Source organism: Neobacillus sp. Soil_C_43 (genome assembly GCF_057656715.1).
Genome location: NZ_JBDGJV010000009.1, coordinates 69,814 through 91,464, shown reverse-complemented (window position 1 = coordinate 91,464; position 21,651 = coordinate 69,814). Strand labels below are relative to the sequence as shown.

The 21,651-nt window shown below is 38.6% G+C and carries 19 protein-coding genes; all 19 read right to left on the bottom strand.

Going from position 1 to position 21,651, the window contains the following annotated elements; genetic code table 11:
- Positions 1 to 476: 476 nt before the first annotated feature.
- The 19 genes from AC3A54_RS13505 to infB all read right to left on the bottom strand — a co-directional run bounded on the left by AC3A54_RS13505 (position 477) and on the right by infB (position 21,649).
- Positions 477 to 2,825, bottom strand: coding sequence for a DNA translocase FtsK (locus tag AC3A54_RS13505; RefSeq protein ID WP_487654813.1), 2,349 nt, complete (start codon positions 2,823 to 2,825; stop codon positions 477 to 479).
- Between the two features lie 145 nt (positions 2,826 to 2,970).
- Positions 2,971 to 3,210 carry a YlzJ-like family protein gene (locus AC3A54_RS13500; RefSeq protein WP_487654812.1) on the bottom strand — a complete coding sequence of 80 codons (240 nt, stop codon included), beginning with the start codon at positions 3,208 to 3,210 and terminating at the stop codon, positions 2,971 to 2,973.
- Positions 3,207 to 3,962, bottom strand: coding sequence for a ClpP family protease (locus AC3A54_RS13495; RefSeq protein WP_308080154.1), 756 nt, complete (start codon positions 3,960 to 3,962; stop codon positions 3,207 to 3,209). Before AC3A54_RS13495 ends, AC3A54_RS13500 begins: the two co-directional genes overlap by 4 nt.
- A 109-nt stretch (positions 3,963 to 4,071) precedes the next feature.
- The gene (locus AC3A54_RS13490; RefSeq protein WP_487654811.1) at positions 4,072 to 5,739 is read right to left on the bottom strand and encodes a ribonuclease J; all 1,668 of its coding nucleotides are present in this window, start codon (positions 5,737 to 5,739) and stop codon (positions 4,072 to 4,074) included.
- Between the two features lie 186 nt (positions 5,740 to 5,925).
- On the bottom strand, positions 5,926 to 6,795 hold the full coding sequence (dapA, locus tag AC3A54_RS13485; RefSeq protein WP_487654810.1) for a 4-hydroxy-tetrahydrodipicolinate synthase: 870 nt from the start codon (positions 6,793 to 6,795) through the stop codon (positions 5,926 to 5,928).
- A gap of 80 nt (positions 6,796 to 6,875) precedes the next feature.
- A complete protein-coding gene (gene dapG / locus AC3A54_RS13480; protein WP_487654809.1) occupies positions 6,876 to 8,120 on the bottom strand; it encodes an aspartate kinase in 1,245 nt (414 codons plus the stop codon).
- A 33-nt stretch (positions 8,121 to 8,153) separates the two neighbouring features.
- Entirely contained in the window at positions 8,154 to 9,203 is a 1,050-nt protein-coding gene (gene asd, locus AC3A54_RS13475; RefSeq protein WP_335548110.1) for an aspartate-semialdehyde dehydrogenase, read from the bottom strand.
- Between the two features lie 210 nt (positions 9,204 to 9,413).
- Positions 9,414 to 10,013, bottom strand: a complete 600-nt coding sequence (gene dpaB, locus AC3A54_RS13470; RefSeq protein ID WP_335548107.1) for a dipicolinate synthase subunit B — start codon at positions 10,011 to 10,013, stop codon at positions 9,414 to 9,416.
- Positions 10,010 to 10,912 carry a dipicolinic acid synthetase subunit A gene (gene dpaA, locus AC3A54_RS13465; protein WP_309867984.1) on the bottom strand — a complete coding sequence of 301 codons (903 nt, stop codon included), beginning with the start codon at positions 10,910 to 10,912 and terminating at the stop codon, positions 10,010 to 10,012. Before dpaA ends, dpaB begins: the two co-directional genes overlap by 4 nt.
- Positions 10,913 to 11,081: 169 nt before the next feature.
- Positions 11,082 to 11,324: a YlmC/YmxH family sporulation protein gene (locus tag AC3A54_RS13460; RefSeq protein WP_335548103.1), complete on the bottom strand. Its 243-nt coding sequence runs from the start codon at positions 11,322 to 11,324 to the stop codon at positions 11,082 to 11,084.
- 102 nt (positions 11,325 to 11,426) lie between these two features.
- Positions 11,427 to 12,662, bottom strand: a complete 1,236-nt coding sequence (locus tag AC3A54_RS13455; RefSeq protein WP_309864956.1) for a M16 family metallopeptidase — start codon at positions 12,660 to 12,662, stop codon at positions 11,427 to 11,429.
- A gap of 100 nt (positions 12,663 to 12,762) precedes the next feature.
- Positions 12,763 to 13,710 (bottom strand): polysaccharide deacetylase family protein, encoded by a 948-nt coding sequence (locus AC3A54_RS13450; protein WP_487654808.1) that lies wholly within the window; start codon positions 13,708 to 13,710, stop codon positions 12,763 to 12,765.
- A 149-nt stretch (positions 13,711 to 13,859) separates the two neighbouring features.
- Complete coding sequence (pnp, locus tag AC3A54_RS13445; protein ID WP_487654807.1) at positions 13,860 to 15,977, bottom strand: polyribonucleotide nucleotidyltransferase; 2,118 nt, start codon at positions 15,975 to 15,977, stop codon at positions 13,860 to 13,862.
- A gap of 245 nt (positions 15,978 to 16,222) precedes the next feature.
- Entirely contained in the window at positions 16,223 to 16,492 is a 270-nt protein-coding gene (gene rpsO, locus AC3A54_RS13440) for a 30S ribosomal protein S15 (RefSeq protein ID WP_024026799.1), read from the bottom strand.
- 168 nt (positions 16,493 to 16,660) lie between these two features.
- Positions 16,661 to 17,617 carry a bifunctional riboflavin kinase/FAD synthetase gene (gene ribF, locus AC3A54_RS13435; protein WP_487654806.1) on the bottom strand — a complete coding sequence of 319 codons (957 nt, stop codon included), beginning with the start codon at positions 17,615 to 17,617 and terminating at the stop codon, positions 16,661 to 16,663.
- A gap of 32 nt (positions 17,618 to 17,649) precedes the next feature.
- Positions 17,650 to 18,564 carry a tRNA pseudouridine(55) synthase TruB gene (gene truB / locus AC3A54_RS13430; protein WP_335548137.1) on the bottom strand — a complete coding sequence of 305 codons (915 nt, stop codon included), beginning with the start codon at positions 18,562 to 18,564 and terminating at the stop codon, positions 17,650 to 17,652.
- Between the two features lie 90 nt (positions 18,565 to 18,654).
- On the bottom strand, positions 18,655 to 19,029 hold the full coding sequence (rbfA, locus tag AC3A54_RS13425) for a 30S ribosome-binding factor RbfA (protein WP_308084217.1): 375 nt from the start codon (positions 19,027 to 19,029) through the stop codon (positions 18,655 to 18,657).
- Positions 19,030 to 19,046: 17 nt separating this feature from the next.
- Positions 19,047 to 19,328 (bottom strand): DUF503 domain-containing protein, encoded by a 282-nt coding sequence (locus AC3A54_RS13420; protein WP_335533772.1) that lies wholly within the window; start codon positions 19,326 to 19,328, stop codon positions 19,047 to 19,049.
- Positions 19,325 to 21,649, bottom strand: coding sequence for a translation initiation factor IF-2 (gene infB / locus AC3A54_RS13415; RefSeq protein WP_487654805.1), 2,325 nt, complete (start codon positions 21,647 to 21,649; stop codon positions 19,325 to 19,327). The genes AC3A54_RS13420 and infB overlap by 4 nt, the downstream gene beginning before the upstream one ends.
- Between the last annotated feature and the right edge of the window lie 2 nt (positions 21,650 to 21,651).

Genomic DNA, 21,651 nt, shown 5'->3' with positions numbered 1-21,651 from the left:
TGATATCATTCCTACTAACCGAGATTATAGTAACATTTTTTTAGTGATAAATAAATAGGTATTCAAAATTTTGTCGAAAAAAGGTTCATTCTTCAAAAATGTCTTAAAGTTGTTGATATTATTGCTTTGAAATCTGTTATAATATAATCTTTCTATTAAAAACATAGGTATTTCACAGTGGAACATAGGTCTTTTTCATCATCTTTTTTAAGTGCACACTTACTACTATAGTATGGGACATGTGGGAATTTAGTATAAAAAAAAGAGCCATTGGCTCTTTTTTTATTAGGTTCTATTAAAATTGCCTGTTGATTTCCGCTCCAGGCTCTTCGCTTTCCGTGGGTGTTTCGGCGAGCCTCCTCGGCGCTTGCGCCTGCGGGGTCTCCCCTGAACCATACTCCCACAGGAGTCTTCGAGCCTTCCGCTCCAATCAACAGGGTATAAAAACCAACACTGTTCTTTAACACAGCCTTTTATTATGAACTTTGCTCTTCTTTTGGTTTTGTCTGTAAAACCACACGTGGCTTACTTCCTTCGTATGGTCCCACTACTCCACGTGCTTCCATTTCATCAATAAGGCGGGCCGCTCTAGTGTAACCAATTCGGAAACGGCGTTGCAGCATGGAAACTGATGCTGTTTGCATTTCAACAATTAAATCAACGGCTTCATCATACAAATCATCCTCAACTGCTCCTGTTACTTCCGGAATATCATCTGGGATCATTTCTTCTTGGTATTGAGCTTTTTGCTGTGAAATAACAAATTCAACGGTATCCTCCACCTCTTGATCAGAAAGGAATGCACCTTGGACACGAACAGGCTTTGATGCTCCCACTGGCAGGAATAGCATATCCCCACGCCCCAGTAACTTTTCTGCTCCACCCATATCCAAAATTGTTCTTGAATCCGTTGCACTTGAAACAGCAAAGGCAATTCGGGAAGGAATATTTGCTTTTATGACACCTGTAATAACATCCACAGATGGCCTTTGAGTAGCAATAATTAGGTGAATGCCGGCTGCACGCGCCATTTGTGCGAGTCGTGTGATTGAATCTTCTACATCTGAAGAGGCAACCATCATTAAATCAGCTAACTCATCAACAATAACGACAATGTATGGCAATAATGGCTGCTTGTCATTTTCTTCTAAATTATGTCTTCTCACATGCTCATTATAGCCCTCAATATTACGTGTTCCTGTGTATGAAAAGAGTTCATAACGTCTTTCCATTTCACTAACAACCTTTTTCAATGCCTGTGAAGCTTTTTTCGCATCTGTCACAACTGGTGCAAGTAAATGTGGAATTCCATTATAAACATTTAGTTCAACCATTTTCGGATCAATCATCATCAACTTTACTTCATGAGGCTTTGCCCTCATCAGGATACTTGTTATGATTCCATTAATACATACACTTTTCCCGCTCCCAGTAGCACCTGCCACAAGTAGATGGGGCATCTTATTTAATTCGGCCAGCACAGCCTCACCCGTTATATCTCTGCCGAGTCCAATTAGTAATTTGGCATCCGGTTTATCATTCTGAGTAGCATCTAATACTTCACGAAGCGAGACCATGGCTACCTCTGAATTAGGAACTTCAATTCCAATAGCGGATTTTCCTGGAATAGGTGCCTCAATTCGTATATCCTTGGCAGCAAGTGCTAAGGCTAAGTCATCACTTAAGCTAACAATCTTACTAACTTTTACACCCACATCTGGGTGTACCTCATATTTTGTTACAGCTGGTCCTAAATGAACCTGTGTGACTCTCGCCTTAACACCGAAGCTTTGAAAAGTTCGCTCAAGCTTTGCAGCATTTGCATGAATCAGTTCATATTCACCACTTTGATCAGTTTTCTTCGGATGCTTTAATAATCTAAGAGGAGGCAATTCGTATGCAACATTTTCTACTTCGGTAAACGTGATTGGAGGTACTTCAACTTCCTCTTCCATGTTTCCTTTTTTTCCTTTTTGTTGTTCAGTTTTATTCTGGGAAGGTATGTCTACTGATTCTTCCGTATAAGCCTTGTCAGCAAAACTGGAAATTATCGGTTCTGGAACAATTGTTTCCTCCTGCAAGGATGGCTGTTGAACGTTGATCACAGGTCCACTTTCCTGTGCAGAGGGTTCCTGTTGTCTTGCTTTTTGTTCCTTTTTCATATTTTTCCGTTCTTCTTGTTTTTGCTTCCATTCTGACATATCCGTTTTAAATGCTTCCCATTGATTTTTAAAGAAGTCGAACAGCGTCAGCATAATCTTGCCAATGAAGTCCCCGAAGGATTTGCCTGTAAGTAAAACTATACCTATAATAATAAAAATAAATGCAATAATCTTAGTACCTGTTTCTGCGAATAGGTAATGAAATAGTGCAAACAAAATAGCTCCAAGGATACCACCGCCAAGGTCGGTTGTACTTGTTTCCCCTCGAAGTTCCATCATGAATAATTCCCATGTATTACTAATGACACTTGGATCTTTAAATTTCCCATCATTCGTAAGTAAGTGGAACAATGTAACATGGCTTAATAAAAGGATAGCAGAAACAATAAAATAGCTTCCGACTAATTTAATATGAAAGAAAAATGGTATTTCTCGCTTCCACATTAAGTATACGCTTAATACTACTAGCCCTAGCAAACCCAGCATATACCATTCACCCATCCAAAATCTAAAGAAAAGGACAGTTGCTTTTCCTACTGCCCCAAGCTTGGCAATGGAAATAATGGCTATTGCTAAAATAGCAAGTGCAGTTAATTCAAATTGGATCGTTCGTTTTAAATGGTTATCTCTCTTTTTTGGTTGTCTTCTCTTTTTTTTGGCCATCTAATCACCTTATATGTTAGTTATGGTATATTATTCCACAATATTACTATAAGTTAGTATGTATAACTTAATAAATATATAGAAATGGAAGAAAGCAGCCGGAATGGCTGCTCTTTTCTTTGTATCCTGATTATACCATAATCTACTACTGCAAAGCGGACAAACCCTCTTGGACACCAAAAGAAATTTTAGCACCAGGGCATATCCGTGCGTCTAGATAGTGCTGCGGATCGCTGCTTAGAATACGGATTACTTGAACATTTTGCGGATCCATTTGCTCTACTAGGAGTGGAACTCCTTGATAGGTTATCATTTTTTGCTGCTGAAAAGATTCTTGTTCAGTTGGAAAGATCAGTTCATTTGGCATCATCGTATATAAAATCATTGAATCAGCCCCTCATTTTTTTCCTGCCGAAGATCGATCATTTCATTTAGCTTCTTCATAGCCGGTCCCAAACCGCCTACTTCATCAATTAATCCAGACTTCACGGCGTCAACACCAATTACATTTGTTCCAATATCTCTTGTCAAATTACCCTTTGCAAACATTAAGTCTTTAAATGTATCCTCGGTAATTTTCGAATGCTTCGTAACGAAATTAACTACCCTTTCTTGCATTTTATCTAAGTATTCAAAGGTTGCAGGAACACCAATGACGAGGCCAGTTAATCGAATGGGATGTATCGTCATAGTCGCTGTTTCTGCAATAAATGAATAATCACAGGATACAGCAATTGGGACACCGATTGAATGTCCGCCACCTAAAACAATGGAAACAGTTGGTTTCGATAAAGAGGCTATCATTTCAGAAATGGCAAGCCCCGCTTCAACGTCCCCTCCAACTGTATTTAAAATTATGAGCACTCCTTCAATCTTGGGATTTTGCTCAATAGCTACGAGCTGTGGCAATAAATGCTCATACTTAGTGGTTTTATTTTGAGGAGGAAGTGCCATATGCCCCTCTATTTGTCCTATGATTGTTAAACAATGAATTCTTGAATCTGCAGATAGCTGTGGAACATTGGTTTGGCCAAGCTGCTGAATTTTTTCTAATAAACCTGAAGCAGGCTTTTCCTCTTTTTGTGGCTCGCCGCCATCCTGATTACCAGTATCGTTTTTTTGTATATCGTTATTCATCCAAATACTCCCTTCAAAGCATGATATATTTTAGTATTAACCTATGATTTGATTTCATTCTACCAATCCATATAAATAAGGTACTGGACATTGTCCAGTACCTTTATACTTATACTTCCATTATGATTGGTAGAATCATTGGTCTTCTTTTTGTTTTTTCAAATAAATAGCGATTTAATTCATCTCGAATTTCTTGCTTTAGGCTCGCCCATTCAAATGAACCCTTAGCGATCGTACGCTCAACAATATCACGCACCAATTTAGTGGAATCATCCATTAATTTTTCAGATTCACGAACATATACAAATCCTCTTGAAATGATTTCTGGACCTGCTGCAATTTTCTTGTCTTGTTTCGTCAAGGTTACAACAACAATAAGGATTCCATCCTGTGATAAAAGCCTACGATCCCGCAATACAATATTCCCAACATCCCCTACACCAATTCCATCAATGAGGACATTACCAGAAGGAACTTTACCTGCCAATGCTAGCTTTCCGTCTTTCCATTCCACCACATCACCACGGTCAGGAATCATAATTTTTTCATCTGGAAGACCGCATTCAAGTGCCACTTTCCGATGGGCTTTTAACATCCGATACTCACCATGAACAGGAATGAAAAATTTTGGTTGCATTAAGTTAATCATAAATTTTAATTCTTCCTGACTTCCATGGCTAGATACATGGATTGTCCGTTTGCCAGATATAACATTGGCACCTGCTCTAAATAACATATCTACTGTTTTAAATAAGAAAACTTCACTACCTTTTAAAGGTGAGGCGGCAATTAGAACAGTATCTCCTGCCTGAATATTCAGTTGTTTATGTGTTTGCTTTGCCATCTTTTGAAGAGCTTCAATTGGTTCTCCTTGAGTTCCGGTAGCAAGGACGACAATTTCTCGATCTTGGTAATTTTTAAGCTCATGAATTGGGATAATTAGATCTTCAGCTACTTCTAAATAGCCCATATCAAGTGCTATGTGATAAATACGCTCTAAACTTTTTCCTACCACTGCTACTTTACGACCGTTATCCTTCGCCACATCAAAAATATGCTGGATCCGGTTAATATCTGATGCAAAGCACGCGGCTATGATTCGGCCTGGTGCATTATAGAAAGCATTAGACAATTCTCTTTCAACAATCGCTTCCGAAGTTGTGTAACCAGGTTTTTCTGCTTCGGTACTATCTGATAGTAAACATAACACACCTTGATCACCTATAGCTGCCATTTTACCAATTTCGGGTTTATAAAGCTTCGTTGCTGCCTGATCAAATTTAAAGTCACCTGTATATACGATAATTCCTTCAGACGTATGTATGCACACCCCTACAGAATCAGGAATACTATGATTTGTCTTAAAAAAGCTGACATTTACTGAATCTAATTCTACGACTGTATCTGAGTTTACTTCAATAAAATTAGCATTTCCGTTAAATTCCTGTTCTTTAAGCTTTGCAGCCGCAAGGGCAAGGGTTAATTTTGTCCCATAAACAGGTACATTTACTTGCCTTAATACATAAGAAAGTGCACCAATATGATCTTCATGTCCATGTGTTAAAAAAACAGCCTTTACACGATCCTTATTATCTCTTAAGTAGGTTAAATCTGGAATGACCATATCGATGCCTAGCATTTCTTCCTCGGGGAACATTAAGCCGGCGTCTACGATCAATATGTCTCCATCTACTTCTATTAGGTACATATTTTTTCCGATTTCTCCTACGCCACCAAGTGCAATAAACTTAATGGTTTTATTTTTTCTCTTTATCAAGTTTGAATCCTCCTATGTAGTAGCAATTTAATTTCTTGAACTTTTTTATTCCGTTCGAAATCAGTTATCATTATTATACTTGAAAAAAGAAAATGTTTACAACTTAAAAAAGCTAATTTACCTCTATGAGTGCCTTCAAGAAAAAGAAAGAGGCTGACCCATATAGGTCAGCCCTTAGAAAATTTACTATTTATTAAGAATTGATTGTAATGTTGCACGTTCCTGTTCAGTGAGGCCCACAAGCGGCAATCTGACTGAACCAACATCTAATCCAGCTATCTGTAAAGCTGTTTTAACAGGTGCAGGACTTGGAGCAGCAAATAATCCCTGCATCGTTGGCAGAAGCTGTTGATGTAACAGTGCCGCCTTTTTGTTATCTCCATCAAAAAAGGCTTTAACCATTTCCTGCATGCTATTGCCTATCACATGCGATGCCACTGATACCACACCGGCACCACCTATAGATAGGACAGGCAATGTTAAGCTATCATCCCCGCTGTATAAAACAAACTCATCATCCGTATTTGCAATAATCTGTGTCATTGCATTTAAATCTCCACTAGCTTCCTTCACCGCAACGATATTCGCAATTTTTGAAAGACGAATAATCGTTTCAGGAAGTATATTTACAACCGACCTACCTGGAATGTTATACACCATAACTGGCAGAGAAGTTGCTTCTGCCACAGCTTTAAAATGCTGATATAAGCCTTCTTGATTTGGTTTATTGTAGTAAGGTGCCACAACCATAATGGCATCAACACCAAGCTGCTCTGCCTTTTTTGTCAATTCAATAGAGGCATACGTATTGTTACTTCCGGTACCCGCAATAACTGGTACTCTTTTGTTAACAACCTTTACTACATGACTAAATAACGCAAGTTTTTCTTCTTTTGTTAAAGTTGGTGATTCCCCTGTCGTCCCAGCTATAACCAGTGAATCTGTTCCATTCTCTATGAGGAAATTTATCAATTGAGTTGTCTTAGCAAAATCTATATGCCCTTTTTTATCAAAAGGGGTTACCATTGCTGTAGACACCCGTCCGAAATGAATCATTGTTCTACTCCTTTCGTTACGTGCCACTAGTGAAAAACGGAGATGTTTCTACTTTTCTTATATCACTTCATTAAACACCATTACAAATCTAAAAGATTGAATTCTACTGACTCATCTTCTAATTGAAACGCGTCATGAAGTGCGTTGACGGATTTAACTAAGTCATCTTGTTTTACAAGTACCCATATAGTTGTATGACTATCCGCTGATTGTAAAATACGAATCCCTTGATCTGATAGTGCGGTTACAATCTTTGAGGTAACACCAGGGACACCCGCAATTCCTGCACCAACTACAGAAACCTTTGCACAATGTCGCTCTACAACAGGTTCATGCCCTAGTTCATTTAATACTTTTATTGCCCGGTCTGTCATCTCATCTGTTACCGTATAAATTACACCATTGGGCGATATATTGATAAAATCAACACTGATCTTTTCATTTGCCATAGCCTTAAAAACTTCAGCCTGCAAATAATATTGATCTTTTTTAGCAAAAACCTTTATTTGAGTAACATTAGAAACATGAGCAATTCCCGTTACCACACGCTCCTTAATATCACTCCCCCGATTATTTTTATTTAGGGTTGTAACTAACGTTCCTAAATTATCGGAATAAGTGGAACGAATACGGATTGGTACCTTTGCCTGCATAGCAATTTCTACTGCTCTTGGATGGATGACCTTAGCCCCCTGATAGGCCATGTTACACACTTCAGTGTATGTAACCACTGATAGCGGACGTGCATTTTCAGCAATACGTGGGTCTGCAGTCATAATTCCTTCGACATCAGTAAAAATATCGATCCATTCCGCATTGAGAGCAGCACCTAATGCGGCAGCGGATGTATCACTTCCCCCGCGTCCAATGGTGGTTATATCACCGTTCTTTGCCGCTCCTTGGAATCCAGCCACAACAACTACATCAGTATTCTCAAGTTCCCTGAGCAATCGCTCACACTTCATTTCAGTAATCTTTGCATTTGTATGGTCATTATTTGTACGGAATCCTGCTTGTGCACCTGTTAAAGCAACAGCATTAATACCACTGTCTAATAACATATTTGCAAACACAACACTAGATATAATCTCCCCACAGGACAATAATAAATCATGTTCTCTTCTTGAGATCTTGCTTAGATTCCCGCCAATTAGCGATAAAAGTGTATCCGTTGCATATGGGTCACCTTTTCTACCCATTGCAGAAACAACAACCACTACTTTATATCCATCTGCTAATGCTTTTTCAATATGGCCTTGGGCATGCTTTCTACTCTTTTCATCCTTTACAGATGTCCCGCCAAATTTTTGAACAATTATTTTCATAGTGACACCAAAACCTGCCTTTGGTTGTAACTTTTATTTTACTAAACCTAATTTAACTAAGCTTTCCGCAATTTGTACTGAATTCCATGCAGCACCCTTTAGCAGATTGTCAGAAACGACCCACATATGGAACCCACGGTCTTCATCAATATCTTTTCTAATACGTCCTACGAATACATCATTTTTGCCTACACAATCAGCCGGCATTGGGTATACTTGATTTTCAGGATCATCCTGAAGGACTACGCCAGGTGCATCTTTTAATAATGCTTTAATCTCACTTGCGCTAACATTTCCTTCCTCAATCTCAAAGTATACCGATTCAGAGTGCCCTACAGCCACAGGTAAGCGAACACATGTAGCAGAGACCTGCAGCTCTGGTAAGTGCATAATTTTCTTTGTTTCATTAATCATTTTCATTTCTTCATACGTATAGCCGTTATCTTGAAACTTATCAATTTGTGGAATGGCATTAAATGCAATTTGATAATGATTTTTGTCTGATTTTACCGGAAGAATATTTGGTTCATAGGTTTCTCCATTAAGAATTGACCTCGTTTGTTCCATCAATTCTTCCACTGCTGCAGCACCTGCACCAGAAACTGCTTGGTAGGTAGACACAATGATTTTTTTTAAACCATATTTTTGACGAATAGGCTCTAAAGCAACAACCATTTGAATGGTCGAACAATTAGGATTCGCAATAATTCCATTATGGTTATGCAAATCCCCTTCATTTACTTCTGGTACAACCAACGGTATATTTTCATCCATTCTAAACGCACTAGTGTTGTCCACGACAATGGCACCACGCTTAGCAGCTTCTGGAGCAAGTTCTTTAGATACGCTTCCACCTGCACTGAACAGTGCTATTTCTACACCCTCAAAGCTCTCAGGCTTGGCTTCTTGGACGGTATATTCCTGACCATTAACCACTATTTTTTTCCCTGCCGACCGTGCTGAGGATAGTAGGGTTAGTTCTCTGATTGGAAAATTCTCTTTCACTAATGTTTGGATCATTTGTTGTCCAACCGCTCCTGTTGCTCCGACTACTGCAACGTGAAATCCATTATGCTCTCTCATTACATGTTCCCCTTTCAATCTTTCATCCTGAACATGGCTGGTATTTTGAAGGTCTTAAAGGAAATGGCACTCTTATGCCAGCATGTCATGTATAGTTTATAACCCTAACAGTGGAGCAGTTATTAAGAAGCTCCACTGTTAAAAGATTAATTTATTTTAACATATTCCTCAGAAGAAATAACCTTTTTTGATGATGAAAGAGAGAGAGAGTTATTCAGCATCTTTATATCTTTCAATTAAAACGGGTTGAATCTGTTTTCCTTCAATCGCTGCTTCTATTGTTTCTGAAAGCATCGTCATTCTAGCAACCATTGAGTTTGGTTTTTTTATTGGATCATCCTGACCATAAGGAATAAAGAATATATGTTTAGTAGCCATTAGACGCATTAAGTTTACTCCATTTAAACCGAGTGCATCATTTGTTGAAATACCAAGGACAACCGGCTTTAAGTTTCTAAGTGTTGCTTTAGCTGCCATTAACACCGGGCTATCATTCATGGCATTGGCAAATTTACTCATGGAAACACCTGTTAGAGGGGCAATGACCATACAATCAAGTGGGAATTTAGGACCAAGTGGTTCTGCTTTTACAATTGAATCAATTACCTTGTTTCCCGTTAAGTCCTCAATACGTTGAATCCAATCCATCCCCTTGCCAAAGCGTGTATCTGTATTTTGAACAGTAGCGGTTACTACTGGAACAACCTCCGCTCCTGCTTGAACAAGCTTTTCTATTTCTGGAAATACGGCATCATAGGTACAATGGGATCCAGTTAGACCAAAGCCTATTCTTTTACCTTTTAAACTCATTTCACTTTCCCCTTTCGCTTTCGTAAATCTTCTTGAAGCAGTTGGGCAAGAACATTTGCCAAAATTTGACCTGCTGTTTTCGGTGCAACTATGCCTGGTAAACCGGGAGCAAGTAACGCCTTAATCCCTCTTTTTTCTGCATATCGGAAATCTGTTCCACCAGGCTTCGAAGCTAGATCAATGATGAGAGTATGTGAAGGTAATTTAGAGATAACCATTGCCGTAACAATTAAATGTGGTGCTGTATTTATCAAAATATCAGTATCCTTTACTTCATTCACAAGATTGTTTAAATGGAATGGCGTTAAACCCATCTCTGTGATTCTTGCTAAATGTTCACTTTTCCTTGCTCCAACCTTCACCTTAGCTCCAAGTGCAGCAAACGTACGTGCTACACTCATCCCTACTCGGCCCAGGCCCAATACAGTAATATTTGATCCGTGTATCGTGAAATCAGTATGCTGGATTGCCATCATAATTGTTCCTTCTACCGTTGGAATGGAATTATAGATAGCTACATCATCTCTTTCGAATAATTGGATGAGTGTTCTTTTGTTTTCTTTTGTTATTCCATTTAAATAGGAGTTACTTATTCCTGAGTAAATGGAACAATGTTCAGGTGTTTTACTAAGTAATTCTCCAGTTATAACAACCTTTTCATTGGAGAAGATGGTTTCTACCTGTCCCTCCAAATTTGTACCTGGCACCGGTAAGATCAGTGCGTCCATATTAGAAAAATCGACCTCATCCAACTTTTCCTTGACCGCTCCTGTAAAGGCATGGTCAAGCTGTTCAAAACCAATAAGCGATAATTTCGCGTCCAATTCGGTTAACTTGCGGATGATTTCCAGCTGTCTGGCATCACCGCCAATCACGGCTATCTGCATCCCTGTCAGCATGAAAACATTCACCTTCTTTTTTTTAAAAATCATTCTAGGTATTCCTTTTCTTCTTATCACTTCACCATCTTATGTAAGTTCCCTTCATTCGGTGAGTTTTCCAAACATGTAAAAGAAAAAGCCCAAGCAGAAAATGTTCTGCTTGGGCTTTTCATTCGCATCGGTGGATCTATTCTTCTTCGGGAACATCAATAATAATCATATCCGATCCGATTTTTTTGATATGTTGCCAGGGTACTCTTATTTCTTCACCTTGTTTCCTAAAGCCAAACCATTTTAATGAAGGAATAAGCAACGCCTGTATTTGTCCCGTGCTTTCATTGATTTCTAAGTCAGTTTGTCCGAGTACACCAAGGCGTTCTGCCTTTTTTACATCAACAATCTCTTTCCCACTTAATTCACTTAACCTCATATTCCCAAAAACCCCCTTCTTCCCCTTTTCTATTATTTTATAGAAGGAAGATTATATTTAGACTAAAGAAAAAACAGTTCGAAAACTCGAACTGTTTTGGGATTATAATTTAGATGGGAATTCCCCATTAGGACTAATTAATGTGACGGAATATTTATCCGTAAAAATAGCTCTTGCCATATCATCCACACTATTTTTAGTCACCTGGTCAATTTGTTCAATAATCTCATCAAGTGAACGGTGGCGTTTTAACAGTAATTCATTTTTACCATTCCGGCTCATTCGACTGTTTGTACTTTCCAAACTTAGCATCAAGCTACCTTTCAGCTGCTCTTTACTATTGGTCAATTCCTTTTCAGTAATGCCCGTTTGTTTTAATTTATCAAGTGTTTCTTGAATGGTTTCAAATAAAACATCAAGCTGCTTCGCGCCTGTTCCTCCATAAACAGTAACCACCCCACTATCCTGATAAGCAGAATGATAAGAGAATACTGAGTACGCCAAGCCTCTTTGCTCACGAACTTCTTGAAATAGTCTGGAACTCATACTACCGCCCAAAATATTATTTAAAGTAATTAAGCTATAGATATCCTCATGACCAACCTTCAATCCTTCAAATCCAATACATAAATGAGCCTGTTCAGTTTCCTTCTTGCGTGACAAACGATTAGCATGGAAAGTAGGAAGATTTTCAGGTGTTTCCTTTGACCCACCCTGGTAAGATCCAAAATAATTTTCAACCTCTTTAATAAAGGATTCCGATATATTCCCAGCTATTGAGATGACCACATTTTCAGGTGTATATCGTTCATGGATGTACTCCTTCAGGGAATCTCCTGTAAATGTATTTAGTGTTTCCTCAGTCCCTAAAATTGGATAACCAAGTGGATGGTTTTCATAAACGGCTCTACTTAGTAAATCATGAACAATATCATCCGGTGTATCTTCATACATTTTAATTTCTTCGAGGACTACATTCTTTTCCTTTTTCAATTCTTCTTCCACAAAAGTAGAATTAAAGAACATATCAGCTAAAACATCTAATGCATACTTGGAATGTGTATCCAAAACCTTTGCATAATAGCAAGTATACTCCTTAGAGGTAAAAGCGTTAACTTGACCGCCAATGCTGTCAAAGGATTCAGCAATTTCCTTTGCTGAACGTGTCGTTGTCCCTTTAAAAAACATGTGCTCTAGGAAATGTGAAATTCCATTTGTCTGTGGATCTTCGTTTCTTGAACCAGTTCCAATCCATACACCAATCGCGACAGACCTTACAGTTGGTATATTTTCTAATACAATTCTTACTCCATTTTGGCAAGTGTACTTATTAATCATCGACTTCCTCCTGTCATTAAACAGCAGATGCTACTACTCCAATTATTTATTATACGTTTTTATAGATATTTTCTCCAATTTTCTGATAGATTCTCACAAATTATTTTATCATTCTTTCCTCACTCATTAATTCTGAGACCGTACCGATCTCTAAATCCTTTTTCTCGATAAGAGTAATGAGCCTGTCAAGTGATTTTGCAGTTGATTCTGTTGGATGCATGAGAACCATGGAGCCCTTATCAATTTTAGACATCACTCGATTAATTAAGACATCAGGTGATGGTTTTTGCCAATCAACCGTATCAACCGTCCACATAACCGTTAACATATTCAGTTCATCTGCTATTTTTATCGTCTCATCCCGATAGCTGCCACTTGGAGGTGCAAACCAAACTGGCTTTTCTCCTGTAGCCGCTTCAATAATGTTGTTCGTCTTTAGTATTTGTTCTCTTGTCTGAGCTGCAGTAAGCTTTTGCATATCTGGATGAGAATAGGAATGATTACCTACTTCATGCCCAGCGCTTACGATCATTTTCGCAACATCTGGGTTTCTTTTAACCCAATTTCCTTCAAGGAAAAAGCTAACGGATACATTGTGTCTTTTTAATGTTGCTAGCATTTCAGGTAAATATTCATTTCCCCAAGCCACATTAATAATAAAGGATACCATAGGTTTGTCTGGGTGCCCTTTATAAATGGGGGTTGGTGGTAAATCCTTTAGATGAATTTTTGGTTTCACTTGGGTAAATTCTAATTTCTTTTCATCAAAGACGCCTTTACTTTTCATGTTTTTATATGAAGCGCCAATATCTACCTTAAGTCCATTATATCCTGGAATAGCCTTCCAAACCCTGTCAACCTTGGCATCGGAAGGTGGTATTTCATATGTAGAAGCGTTTTTTATTATACTCTGATATAGGGGATCTGACTGTTTCGCTGCCGGAAGTGCCGAATCCCTTAAAGAGGATACATAATTGTTCACAACAGGATTATTTACTGAAATCCATGCACTCAAACAAATAATTAAAAATAAGCTAACCTTTTTCATTTACCTTTCCCCCTTCCATAAAGATTATGTATAGGGGGGACAAGGTAGAACTCAGAGAGCGAATCTTGCCATATAAAGAAAGAGTCAGGGAAGCCCCTGACTCTTATAAATTAATCACAGCCTTGATTTAGCCTGAGTTTCTTTATTAATTATTCTTTATTCTCAGCCTTTTCACGCTGCTCTTTTAACACGGCTTTTCGAGACAAGTTGACTCTGCCTTGTTTGTCGATTTCGGTTACTTTAACTAAAAGCTCATCTCCGATTTTAAGAACATCCTCGACTTTTCCTACCCGCTCTTCAGCCAGTTCGGAAATATGAACAAGACCATCTTTTCCTGCAAAGATTTCAAGGAAAGCACCGAATTTTTCAATTCGCTTAACCTTACCGAGGTACAATTCACCAACTTGAACTTCTCGAACGATATCTTCGATGATTTTTTTCGCTTTTTGATTCATTGCTTGATCGGTCGAAGCAATAAATACCGTTCCATCCTGCTCGATATCGATTTTAACGCCAGTTTCTTCAATAATCTTATTGATCTGTTTACCACTAGGCCCAATCACATCGCGAATCTTATCCGGATTGATATTCATTGTTAAAATCTTAGGTGCAAATTGGGAAAGCTCTGTTCTTGGCTCTGTAATGGTAGCTAACATCGAATCCAAGATGTGCATTCTTCCTATTTTTGCTTGTTGCAATGCTTCCTCTAAAATGTCGCGAGAAAGACCTTCAATCTTAATATCCATTTGAAGTGCGGTTACCCCTTTAGCGGTACCTGCAACTTTAAAATCCATATCTCCAAGGTGATCTTCCATCCCTTGAATGTCAGATAGAACTGTATAATACTCTCCTGATTTGACAAGACCCATTGCAATTCCTGCTACAGGCGCTTTAATAGGAACACCAGCATCCATCATCGCTAAAGTAGAAGCACAAATACTAGCCTGGGAAGTAGAACCATTAGATTCAAGCACTTCAGATACAAGGCGGATTGTATAAGGGAAATCTTTTTCAGACGGTATAATAGGCTCGAGCGCACGTTCACCAAGTGCACCATGTCCAATTTCACGTCGACCCGGTCCACGAATTGGACCTGTTTCCCCAACACTAAAGGATGGGAAGTTATAATGGTGCATAAAGCGTTTTTCTTCCTCAATTCCTAAACCATCGAGAATCTGTACATCACCCATTGCTCCTAGTGTACAAATACTTAAAGCTTGAGTTTGGCCACGTGTAAACAATCCTGAACCGTGAGTACGAGGTAAAATACCTACCTGTGATGACAATGGGCGGATTTCATCGATTTTGCGACCGTCTGGACGTACTTTTTCTACTGTAATTAGGCGGCGTACTTCACCTTTTACGATCTTGTCCAAGATTTGCTTAACTTGTTTTAAATCTTCAGCTGTTGCTTCTTGTTCCTCATATTTAGCAATCACTTGATTTTTTATTTCTTTAATCGCATCTTCACGTGCATGCTTTTCTTGAACTTGAATAGCTTTAAGCATATCAGCTTCACAAATTTCTCTTACTTCTGCTTCAAGTTCTTTATCAATTTCATAAAGATTGATTTCTCTTTTTGGCTTACCAATTTCCGCAACAATTTTTTCTTGGAATTCAATTAATTGTTTAATATGGTTATGACCAAACATAATTGCCTCAAGCATCGTTTCTTCAGGCACTTCAAGTGCGCCTGCCTCGACCATGTTAATGGCATCCTTCGTGCCAGCAACCGTTAAGTGAATATCACTTTTTTCAGCTTGTTCAACCGTTGGATTGATGACAAATTCATTATTTACTCTGCCTACAATTACACCCGCAATTGGTCCTTCAAACGGAATATCTGAAGTACTTAGTGCTAGTGATGACCCAAACATTGCAGCCATTTCGGAAGAACAGTTTTGATCCACACTCATGACAATACTGATTACCTGCACATCGTTACGGAAGCCATCAGCAAAAAGTGGACGGATAGGTCTATCAATTAGACGGCTGGCAAGTATTGCTTTTTCACTTGGACGACCTTCACGTTTAATAAATCCACCTGGAATTTTACCAACTGCATATAACCGTTCTTCATAGTTTACTGTTAATGGAAAGAAATCGAGATTTTTTGGCTCTTTTGAAGCAGTAGCTGTACTTAATACAGCTGTATCTCCATAGCGGACCATTACAGCACCATTAGCCTGTTTAGCTAACTGTCCAATTTCCACGGTTAAATTACGTCCTGCCCAATCCATAGAATATACATGTTTCGTTTGTTCCATATTTGTACCCCTCTCTATCTAAATCACTTTAGGAGGATAATGCGAGGATACTTCCTCGCTGAAATCCTCTTTCTAAATCTTCCTAATATAAAAAAAGCCATAAATGCTTATGTTATTAATTTCAAATTAGTATTAGTATGCACATAAAAGTCTTGACTTAAAATTATGTATAAAAATTTCTTTACTACTTTAATTTTTGCCTTTTTAGGCTAATAAAAAAGCGGGATAAATCCCGCTTCTGTAGACTAACGACGTAGACCAAGCTTATTGATTAACACACGGTAACGTTGAACGTCTTTGTTACGTAGGAATGTTAAAAGATTACGACGTTTACCAACCATTTTCAAAAGACCGCGACGTGAGTGGTGATCTTTCTTGTGAGTACGTAAGTGCTCGTTCAAGTTATTGATTGATTCAGTAAGGACAGCGATTTGAACTTCTGCAGATCCAGTGTCGCTCTCATGAGTTTTATACTCATTGATAAGTTCATTTTTACGTTCTTGAGTGATTGCCATCCAGGTTCACCTCCTAATTTTTCTATCCCCAGTTACCGAGCAAGCGTCGGTGACTCGACTTGCCAAGCAAAGGTTGTTTTTAATACGTATATAAGAATACATCTTTTTACGTCAAAAAGCAAGTCGAAACCTTATTTAAATGTAAGAAAAACTTTGATAAAAGCGGCTTTAGCATGAAGATTGTCGATTCTTTTCAAAATAATCTATTGCCTTTTGCTTATCTCTTTCTATCTGACTAACCAATTCTTCAATTCCGGAGAACTTCTGTTCTTTGCGCAAGTACAGATGCCATTCGACTACCACTTCTTCTCCATAAATCTCTTGTTCAAATTCAAATATGTGAACTTCAACAGTTAGCTTTAATGTTTCTTTATTAAAGGTTGGTTTATAGCCAACATTACAAACACCATTATACCAATGATCCTTTACCTTCATTTTTACAGCATATACACCCAACGGAGGGATCATATACTCTTCATTCAGGTCTATATTTGCTGTCGGGAAACCTATCGTTCTCCCACGCTTGTCCCCGTGAATGACAGTGCCCGATGTCCTATAATATCTGCCAAGAAGATCAGGAAGTTCATTTACTTTTGCTTCGTTAAGCAAGTGACGAATTCTTGTAGAACTAACCTTTTCCTCACCTTGAGCTAATTTTGGGACAACAGAGTAAGAGAATTGATCCCTAGAATGGAAAGGCAGTGTTTCCATCGTTCCTTTTCCCATCCGCCCATAAGAATAATCAAAGCCAGCTACTACATGCTTCACATTCAGACCTATCACATATTGATCAATGAACTCCTGTGGGAGTAAGTTAGCAAACTCAGGTGTAAAATGAACAATAAATAAATAATCTATACCTAACTCTTCAATTATCTTTATCTTATCTGATAAGGGCGTAATATATTGTACGTGCTTTTTGCTCTTTCCCAATACAACAGAGGGATGCGGATCAAAAGTCATTACTGCACTTCGGAAATCTTGTTCTTCTGCTTGTTTTTTTGCCTCTAGGATTACTTGTTGATGTCCCATATGAACACCATCAAAATAGCCCAAGGCCATTGCTAAAGGCGGAAAATCGTTTCTATCTAATTTATGTGGAAAATTAAGTCTTTTGACTTCCAAATGAAACTCACCTTTTCTATACCGAAACCTTATTATTCATTTCGCAATACTTTTACTGGTTTAAGCAGGTCTGGCTTGCTTGGGTGTTTTGCGTAAATGGCGAGAGCCAGTCCTTCTGCATTTTCAGCGATAATCGGTCCGTTAGTTGTTTTTAAGTGTTCTGGTATTGGTAACACCGCACCATTTTTCACTTTCTCTGCTACTTTATCATTAATCTGTAATTTCGGCAAATAAGAAAGTGCTGATTCTAATGGTCGTAAAACAGTAGAAATTTCACCAGTTTCCATCAGTTTTTCTACTTCCTCAAAGGTCAGACAATCCTCTAATGTGAAGGCTGCCGACTGGATTCTTATTAGTTTGGACATGTGTGCAGGGTACCCTAGTTTCTCCCCAATCATTACAGCTAATGTTCGTATATAGGTCCCTTTACTGCAACTGACCCTAAAACGGAATCGAATCGTTTCTCCTGAAAATTCTGTCCGATCATCCAGTAATTCAATTGAATAGATGGTTACCCTCCTAGTGGGGCGCTCTACTTCAATGCCTTTTCGAGCATACTCGTACAGCCGAACCCCTCCCACCTTCACTGCTGAAAACATCGGTGGGGTTTGCTCAATTTCTCCCGTCAACGAATCAAGGACTTTTTGAATTTCTTCGCGTAGAAGGTTTCGATCAACATCTTTCTTTTCAACCACTTCACCAGATGCATCTTCCGTCGTGGTGGAGAAGCCTATGGTTACTTCACCTTCGTATGCTTTTCCTGCGTCCGTAATATACTCTGCAACCTTTGTTGCTTTTCCAATACAAATAGGGAGGACACCCGTTACATCCGGATCAAGTGTTCCTGTATGTCCGACTTTTTTAGTTTTTAAAATTTTTCTTAGCTTAAATACACAATCATGGGAAGTTAGCCCTGCTGGTTTGAATAACGGTAATATACCTTCCACCATATTCACTCCGATCTCAGTAATATTCGAAAAAAATGGATAGACGATTGTCTATCCATTTCCACTGTAAATTTCTGCTTATTTTTGAACTTATTCTTCGTCATTCTTTTCCATCGGTTTATCGTCATCCGTATGCAATTGATGTAGAAGGGTATTAATTCGATTACCATAATCGATTGATTCATCCCACTCAAAAATAATTTCAGGTGTTTTACGAAGGCGAATACGGTGGCCAATTTCGGTTCTAATAAAGCCTTTTGCTTTCGCTAAGCCTTTTAATGTATTCTCCTTTTGCTCGTCATCACCTAACACAGAAATAAATACTTTTGCTTGCTGTAAATCTCCTGTAACCTGAACATCAGTAACTGTCACAAAGCCGATCCGAGGATCTTTTATTTTCCGGCCGATGATGTCACTAAGTTCTTTTTTCATTTGCTCTCCAACACGATTTGCTCTGTGGCTCATCATATTCACCTCTTAATTTAAAGCCAATCAATCTCGGTGATTGTTCGTTCTATCTCTGGAAACGAGTCAATAAATTTTAGTGAGTTCTGCAATTCAATCTCTGTAGATACCCGATTAGAGGTAACAACCGCAATGGCAATTTTCGTTCTTTGCCATACATCTTGAAAGTCAACCTCGGCAACGGATACATTAAATTTCTGTTTTAGACGAGTTAGAATTCTCTGCAAAACGGCTCGTTTCTCTTTTAATGAATGTGCATCATAGATGATACATTCACATTCGGCAACACCGATGATCATTTACGTTCGATCTCTTCCATTACATAAGCTTCAATGATGTCTCCTTCTTTAACATCATTAAAGTTTTTAATCGTGACACCACATTCATAACCTTTAGCAACCTCTTTAGCATCATCTTTGAAACGTTTTAGCGCATCAATTTGTCCTTCAAAGATAACAACTCCGTTACGAACTAAACGGATTCCGCTATCACGGGTAATTTTACCTTCAGTAACAAATGAACCAGCAATGGTACCAACCTTTGAAACCTTGAAAGTTTGACGAACTTCAGCTTGACCAATAATCTTTTCTTGGAATTCAGGATCAAGCATTCCCTTCATGGCTGCTTCGATTTCTTCAATTACTTTATAAATAATGCGGTGTAGACGAACATCAACCTTTTCAGCTTCCGCAGCACGCTTAGCATTTACATCTGGACGAACGTTAAATCCGATGACAATTGCATTTGAAGCGGCTGCAAGAGTGATATCTGACTCATTAATAGCACCGGCACCACTATGAATAATTTTAATGTTTACGCCTTCTACATCTATTTTTTGCAATGATGCAGCAACGGCTTCAGCAGAACCTTGAACATCTGCTTTTAGGATGATGTTTAAGTCCTTCATTTCACCTTGCTTCAATTGGTCAAATAGTGTTTCAAGACTGACAACGGATTTTTCACCACGTTGAGCTACTAAAGCAGTTTGCTCACGTGCTTCCCCAACCTGGCGGGCTGTTTTTTCGTCTTCAAATACAACAAAACGATCTCCTGCCTGCGGAACATCATTTAGTCCTGTAATTTCTACTGGAGTAGAAGGACCCGCTTCTTTTACTCGGCGTCCTTTATCATTCACCATCGCACGAACCCGTCCGAATGTAGTTCCAACAACAATCGGATCACCAATTTTCAAAGTACCGTTTTGAACTAATAATGTCGCAACAGATCCACGGCCTTTATCTAATTGTGCCTCGATAACCGTACCAACAGCTTTTCGGTTAGGATTTGCCTTATATTCTTCTACTTCACTTACAAGTAAGATCATTTCAAGAAGAGTGTCAATTCCTTCTCCGGTTTTTGCAGAAAGTGGTACAAAGATAGTATCCCCACCCCATGCTTCAGATACTAATCCATGTTCAGTTAATTCCTGCATAACTCGGTCTGCATTTGCTGCTTCTTTATCCATTTTGTTTACAGCTACAATGATTGGAACTTCAGCAGCCTTTGCATGGTTAATCGCTTCAACTGTTTGTGGCATTACACCATCATCTGCCGCTACCACAAGAATGGTAATGTCAGTAATTTTCGCTCCACGAGCACGCATGGTTGTAAATGCAGCGTGTCCCGGTGTATCAAGGAAAGTAATCTTCTTTCCATTTTCAACTACTTGATAGGCACCAATATGCTGCGTAATTCCGCCAGCTTCACCTTCAGTTACCTTTGTATTACGAATAGAATCAAGAAGGGTTGTTTTACCATGGTCAACGTGACCCATAATCGTTACAACAGAAGGTCTTTCTACTAAGTCTTCAGTTCCATCTTCGGTAAAGTAAACTTCAAGATCAGTTGTGTCAATCTTGATTTCTTCTTCAACCTCTACTCCATATTCCCCAGCAATCAATTCAATAGCATCTTTATCAAGCACTTGGTTAATGGTAGCCATCACACCAAGTAAAAAGAGCTTTTTAATGATCTCTGACGGTTCACGATAGATTTTTTTCGCAAGTTCACCAACAGTGAGTGACTCACTAAAAGTAATTTTAGCAGGAAGCTCTTTTTCTTTTTTCTTCTGAGGCTGTGCTTGCTGAACTGGTGTATGAGTCTTCTTCTTGTTATTATTATTATTACGATTATTACGATTTTGGTTATTATTATAAGGCTTAGCCTTAGCTTTATCTGCACTACTGAAGACTTTATTTTCTTTTGATTGAGTTTCTTGGCTCTGTTTTTTGCCTTCAGCCGCTTTTGGAGGAGAGACAACTTTTACCTTCTTAGGAGTAGGAGATTTATCTGCAGCTTCCTCAAACGCTTTAGGTGCATTTTTAGACTGTACTTGCGGTTTTTGACCAGACTGTGCCGGTCTTTGATTTGGACGTTGTTGTTGTTGCTGCTGAGCAGGACGTCCATTTGAGCGTTGTTGCTGCCCGCCGCCCATTTGTTTACTCTGTTGTGTATTGCTTTCTTTTTTGTTGAATGTTGCATCAAGTTTTTTTACGTCTGAATCTTCTATTGTTGCCATATGGTTAGAAACCTCTATATTCATTTCTTTTAATTTTGTAATGATTTCTTTACTTGAAATATTGTGTTTTTTTGCGTATTCATAAACACGGATTTTACTCATAT

Coding starts and splice junctions, on each gene's coding strand:
- AC3A54_RS13505 (WP_487654813.1), bottom strand. CDS start 2,825: ATGGCCAAAAAAAAGAGAAGACAACCAAAAAAGAGAGATAACCATTTA.
- AC3A54_RS13500 (WP_487654812.1), bottom strand. CDS start 3,210: ATGATTTTATATACGATGATGCCAAATGAACTGATCTTTCCAACTGAA.
- AC3A54_RS13495 (WP_308080154.1), bottom strand. CDS start 3,962: ATGAATAACGATATACAAAAAAACGATACTGGTAATCAGGATGGCGGC.
- dapA (WP_487654810.1), bottom strand. CDS start 6,795: ATGATTCATTTCGGACGGGTGTCTACAGCAATGGTAACCCCTTTTGAT.
- dapG (WP_487654809.1), bottom strand. CDS start 8,120: ATGAAAATAATTGTTCAAAAATTTGGCGGGACATCTGTAAAGGATGAA.
- asd (WP_335548110.1), bottom strand. CDS start 9,203: ATGAGAGAGCATAATGGATTTCACGTTGCAGTAGTCGGAGCAACAGGA.
- dpaB (WP_335548107.1), bottom strand. CDS start 10,013: ATGAGTTTAAAAGGTAAAAGAATAGGCTTTGGTCTAACTGGATCCCAT.
- dpaA (WP_309867984.1), bottom strand. CDS start 10,912: ATGCTGACAGGGATGCAGATAGCCGTGATTGGCGGTGATGCCAGACAG.
- AC3A54_RS13460 (WP_335548103.1), bottom strand. CDS start 11,324: ATGAGGTTAAGTGAATTAAGTGGGAAAGAGATTGTTGATGTAAAAAAG.
- AC3A54_RS13455 (WP_309864956.1), bottom strand. CDS start 12,662: ATGATTAATAAGTACACTTGCCAAAATGGAGTAAGAATTGTATTAGAA.
- AC3A54_RS13450 (WP_487654808.1), bottom strand. CDS start 13,710: ATGAAAAAGGTTAGCTTATTTTTAATTATTTGTTTGAGTGCATGGATT.
- pnp (WP_487654807.1), bottom strand. CDS start 15,977: ATGGAACAAACGAAACATGTATATTCTATGGATTGGGCAGGACGTAAT.
- rpsO (WP_024026799.1), bottom strand. CDS start 16,492: ATGGCAATCACTCAAGAACGTAAAAATGAACTTATCAATGAGTATAAA.
- rbfA (WP_308084217.1), bottom strand. CDS start 19,029: ATGAGCCACAGAGCAAATCGTGTTGGAGAGCAAATGAAAAAAGAACTT.
- AC3A54_RS13420 (WP_335533772.1), bottom strand. CDS start 19,328: ATGATCATCGGTGTTGCCGAATGTGAATGTATCATCTATGATGCACAT.
- infB (WP_487654805.1), bottom strand. CDS start 21,649: ATGAGTAAAATCCGTGTTTATGAATACGCAAAAAAACACAATATTTCA.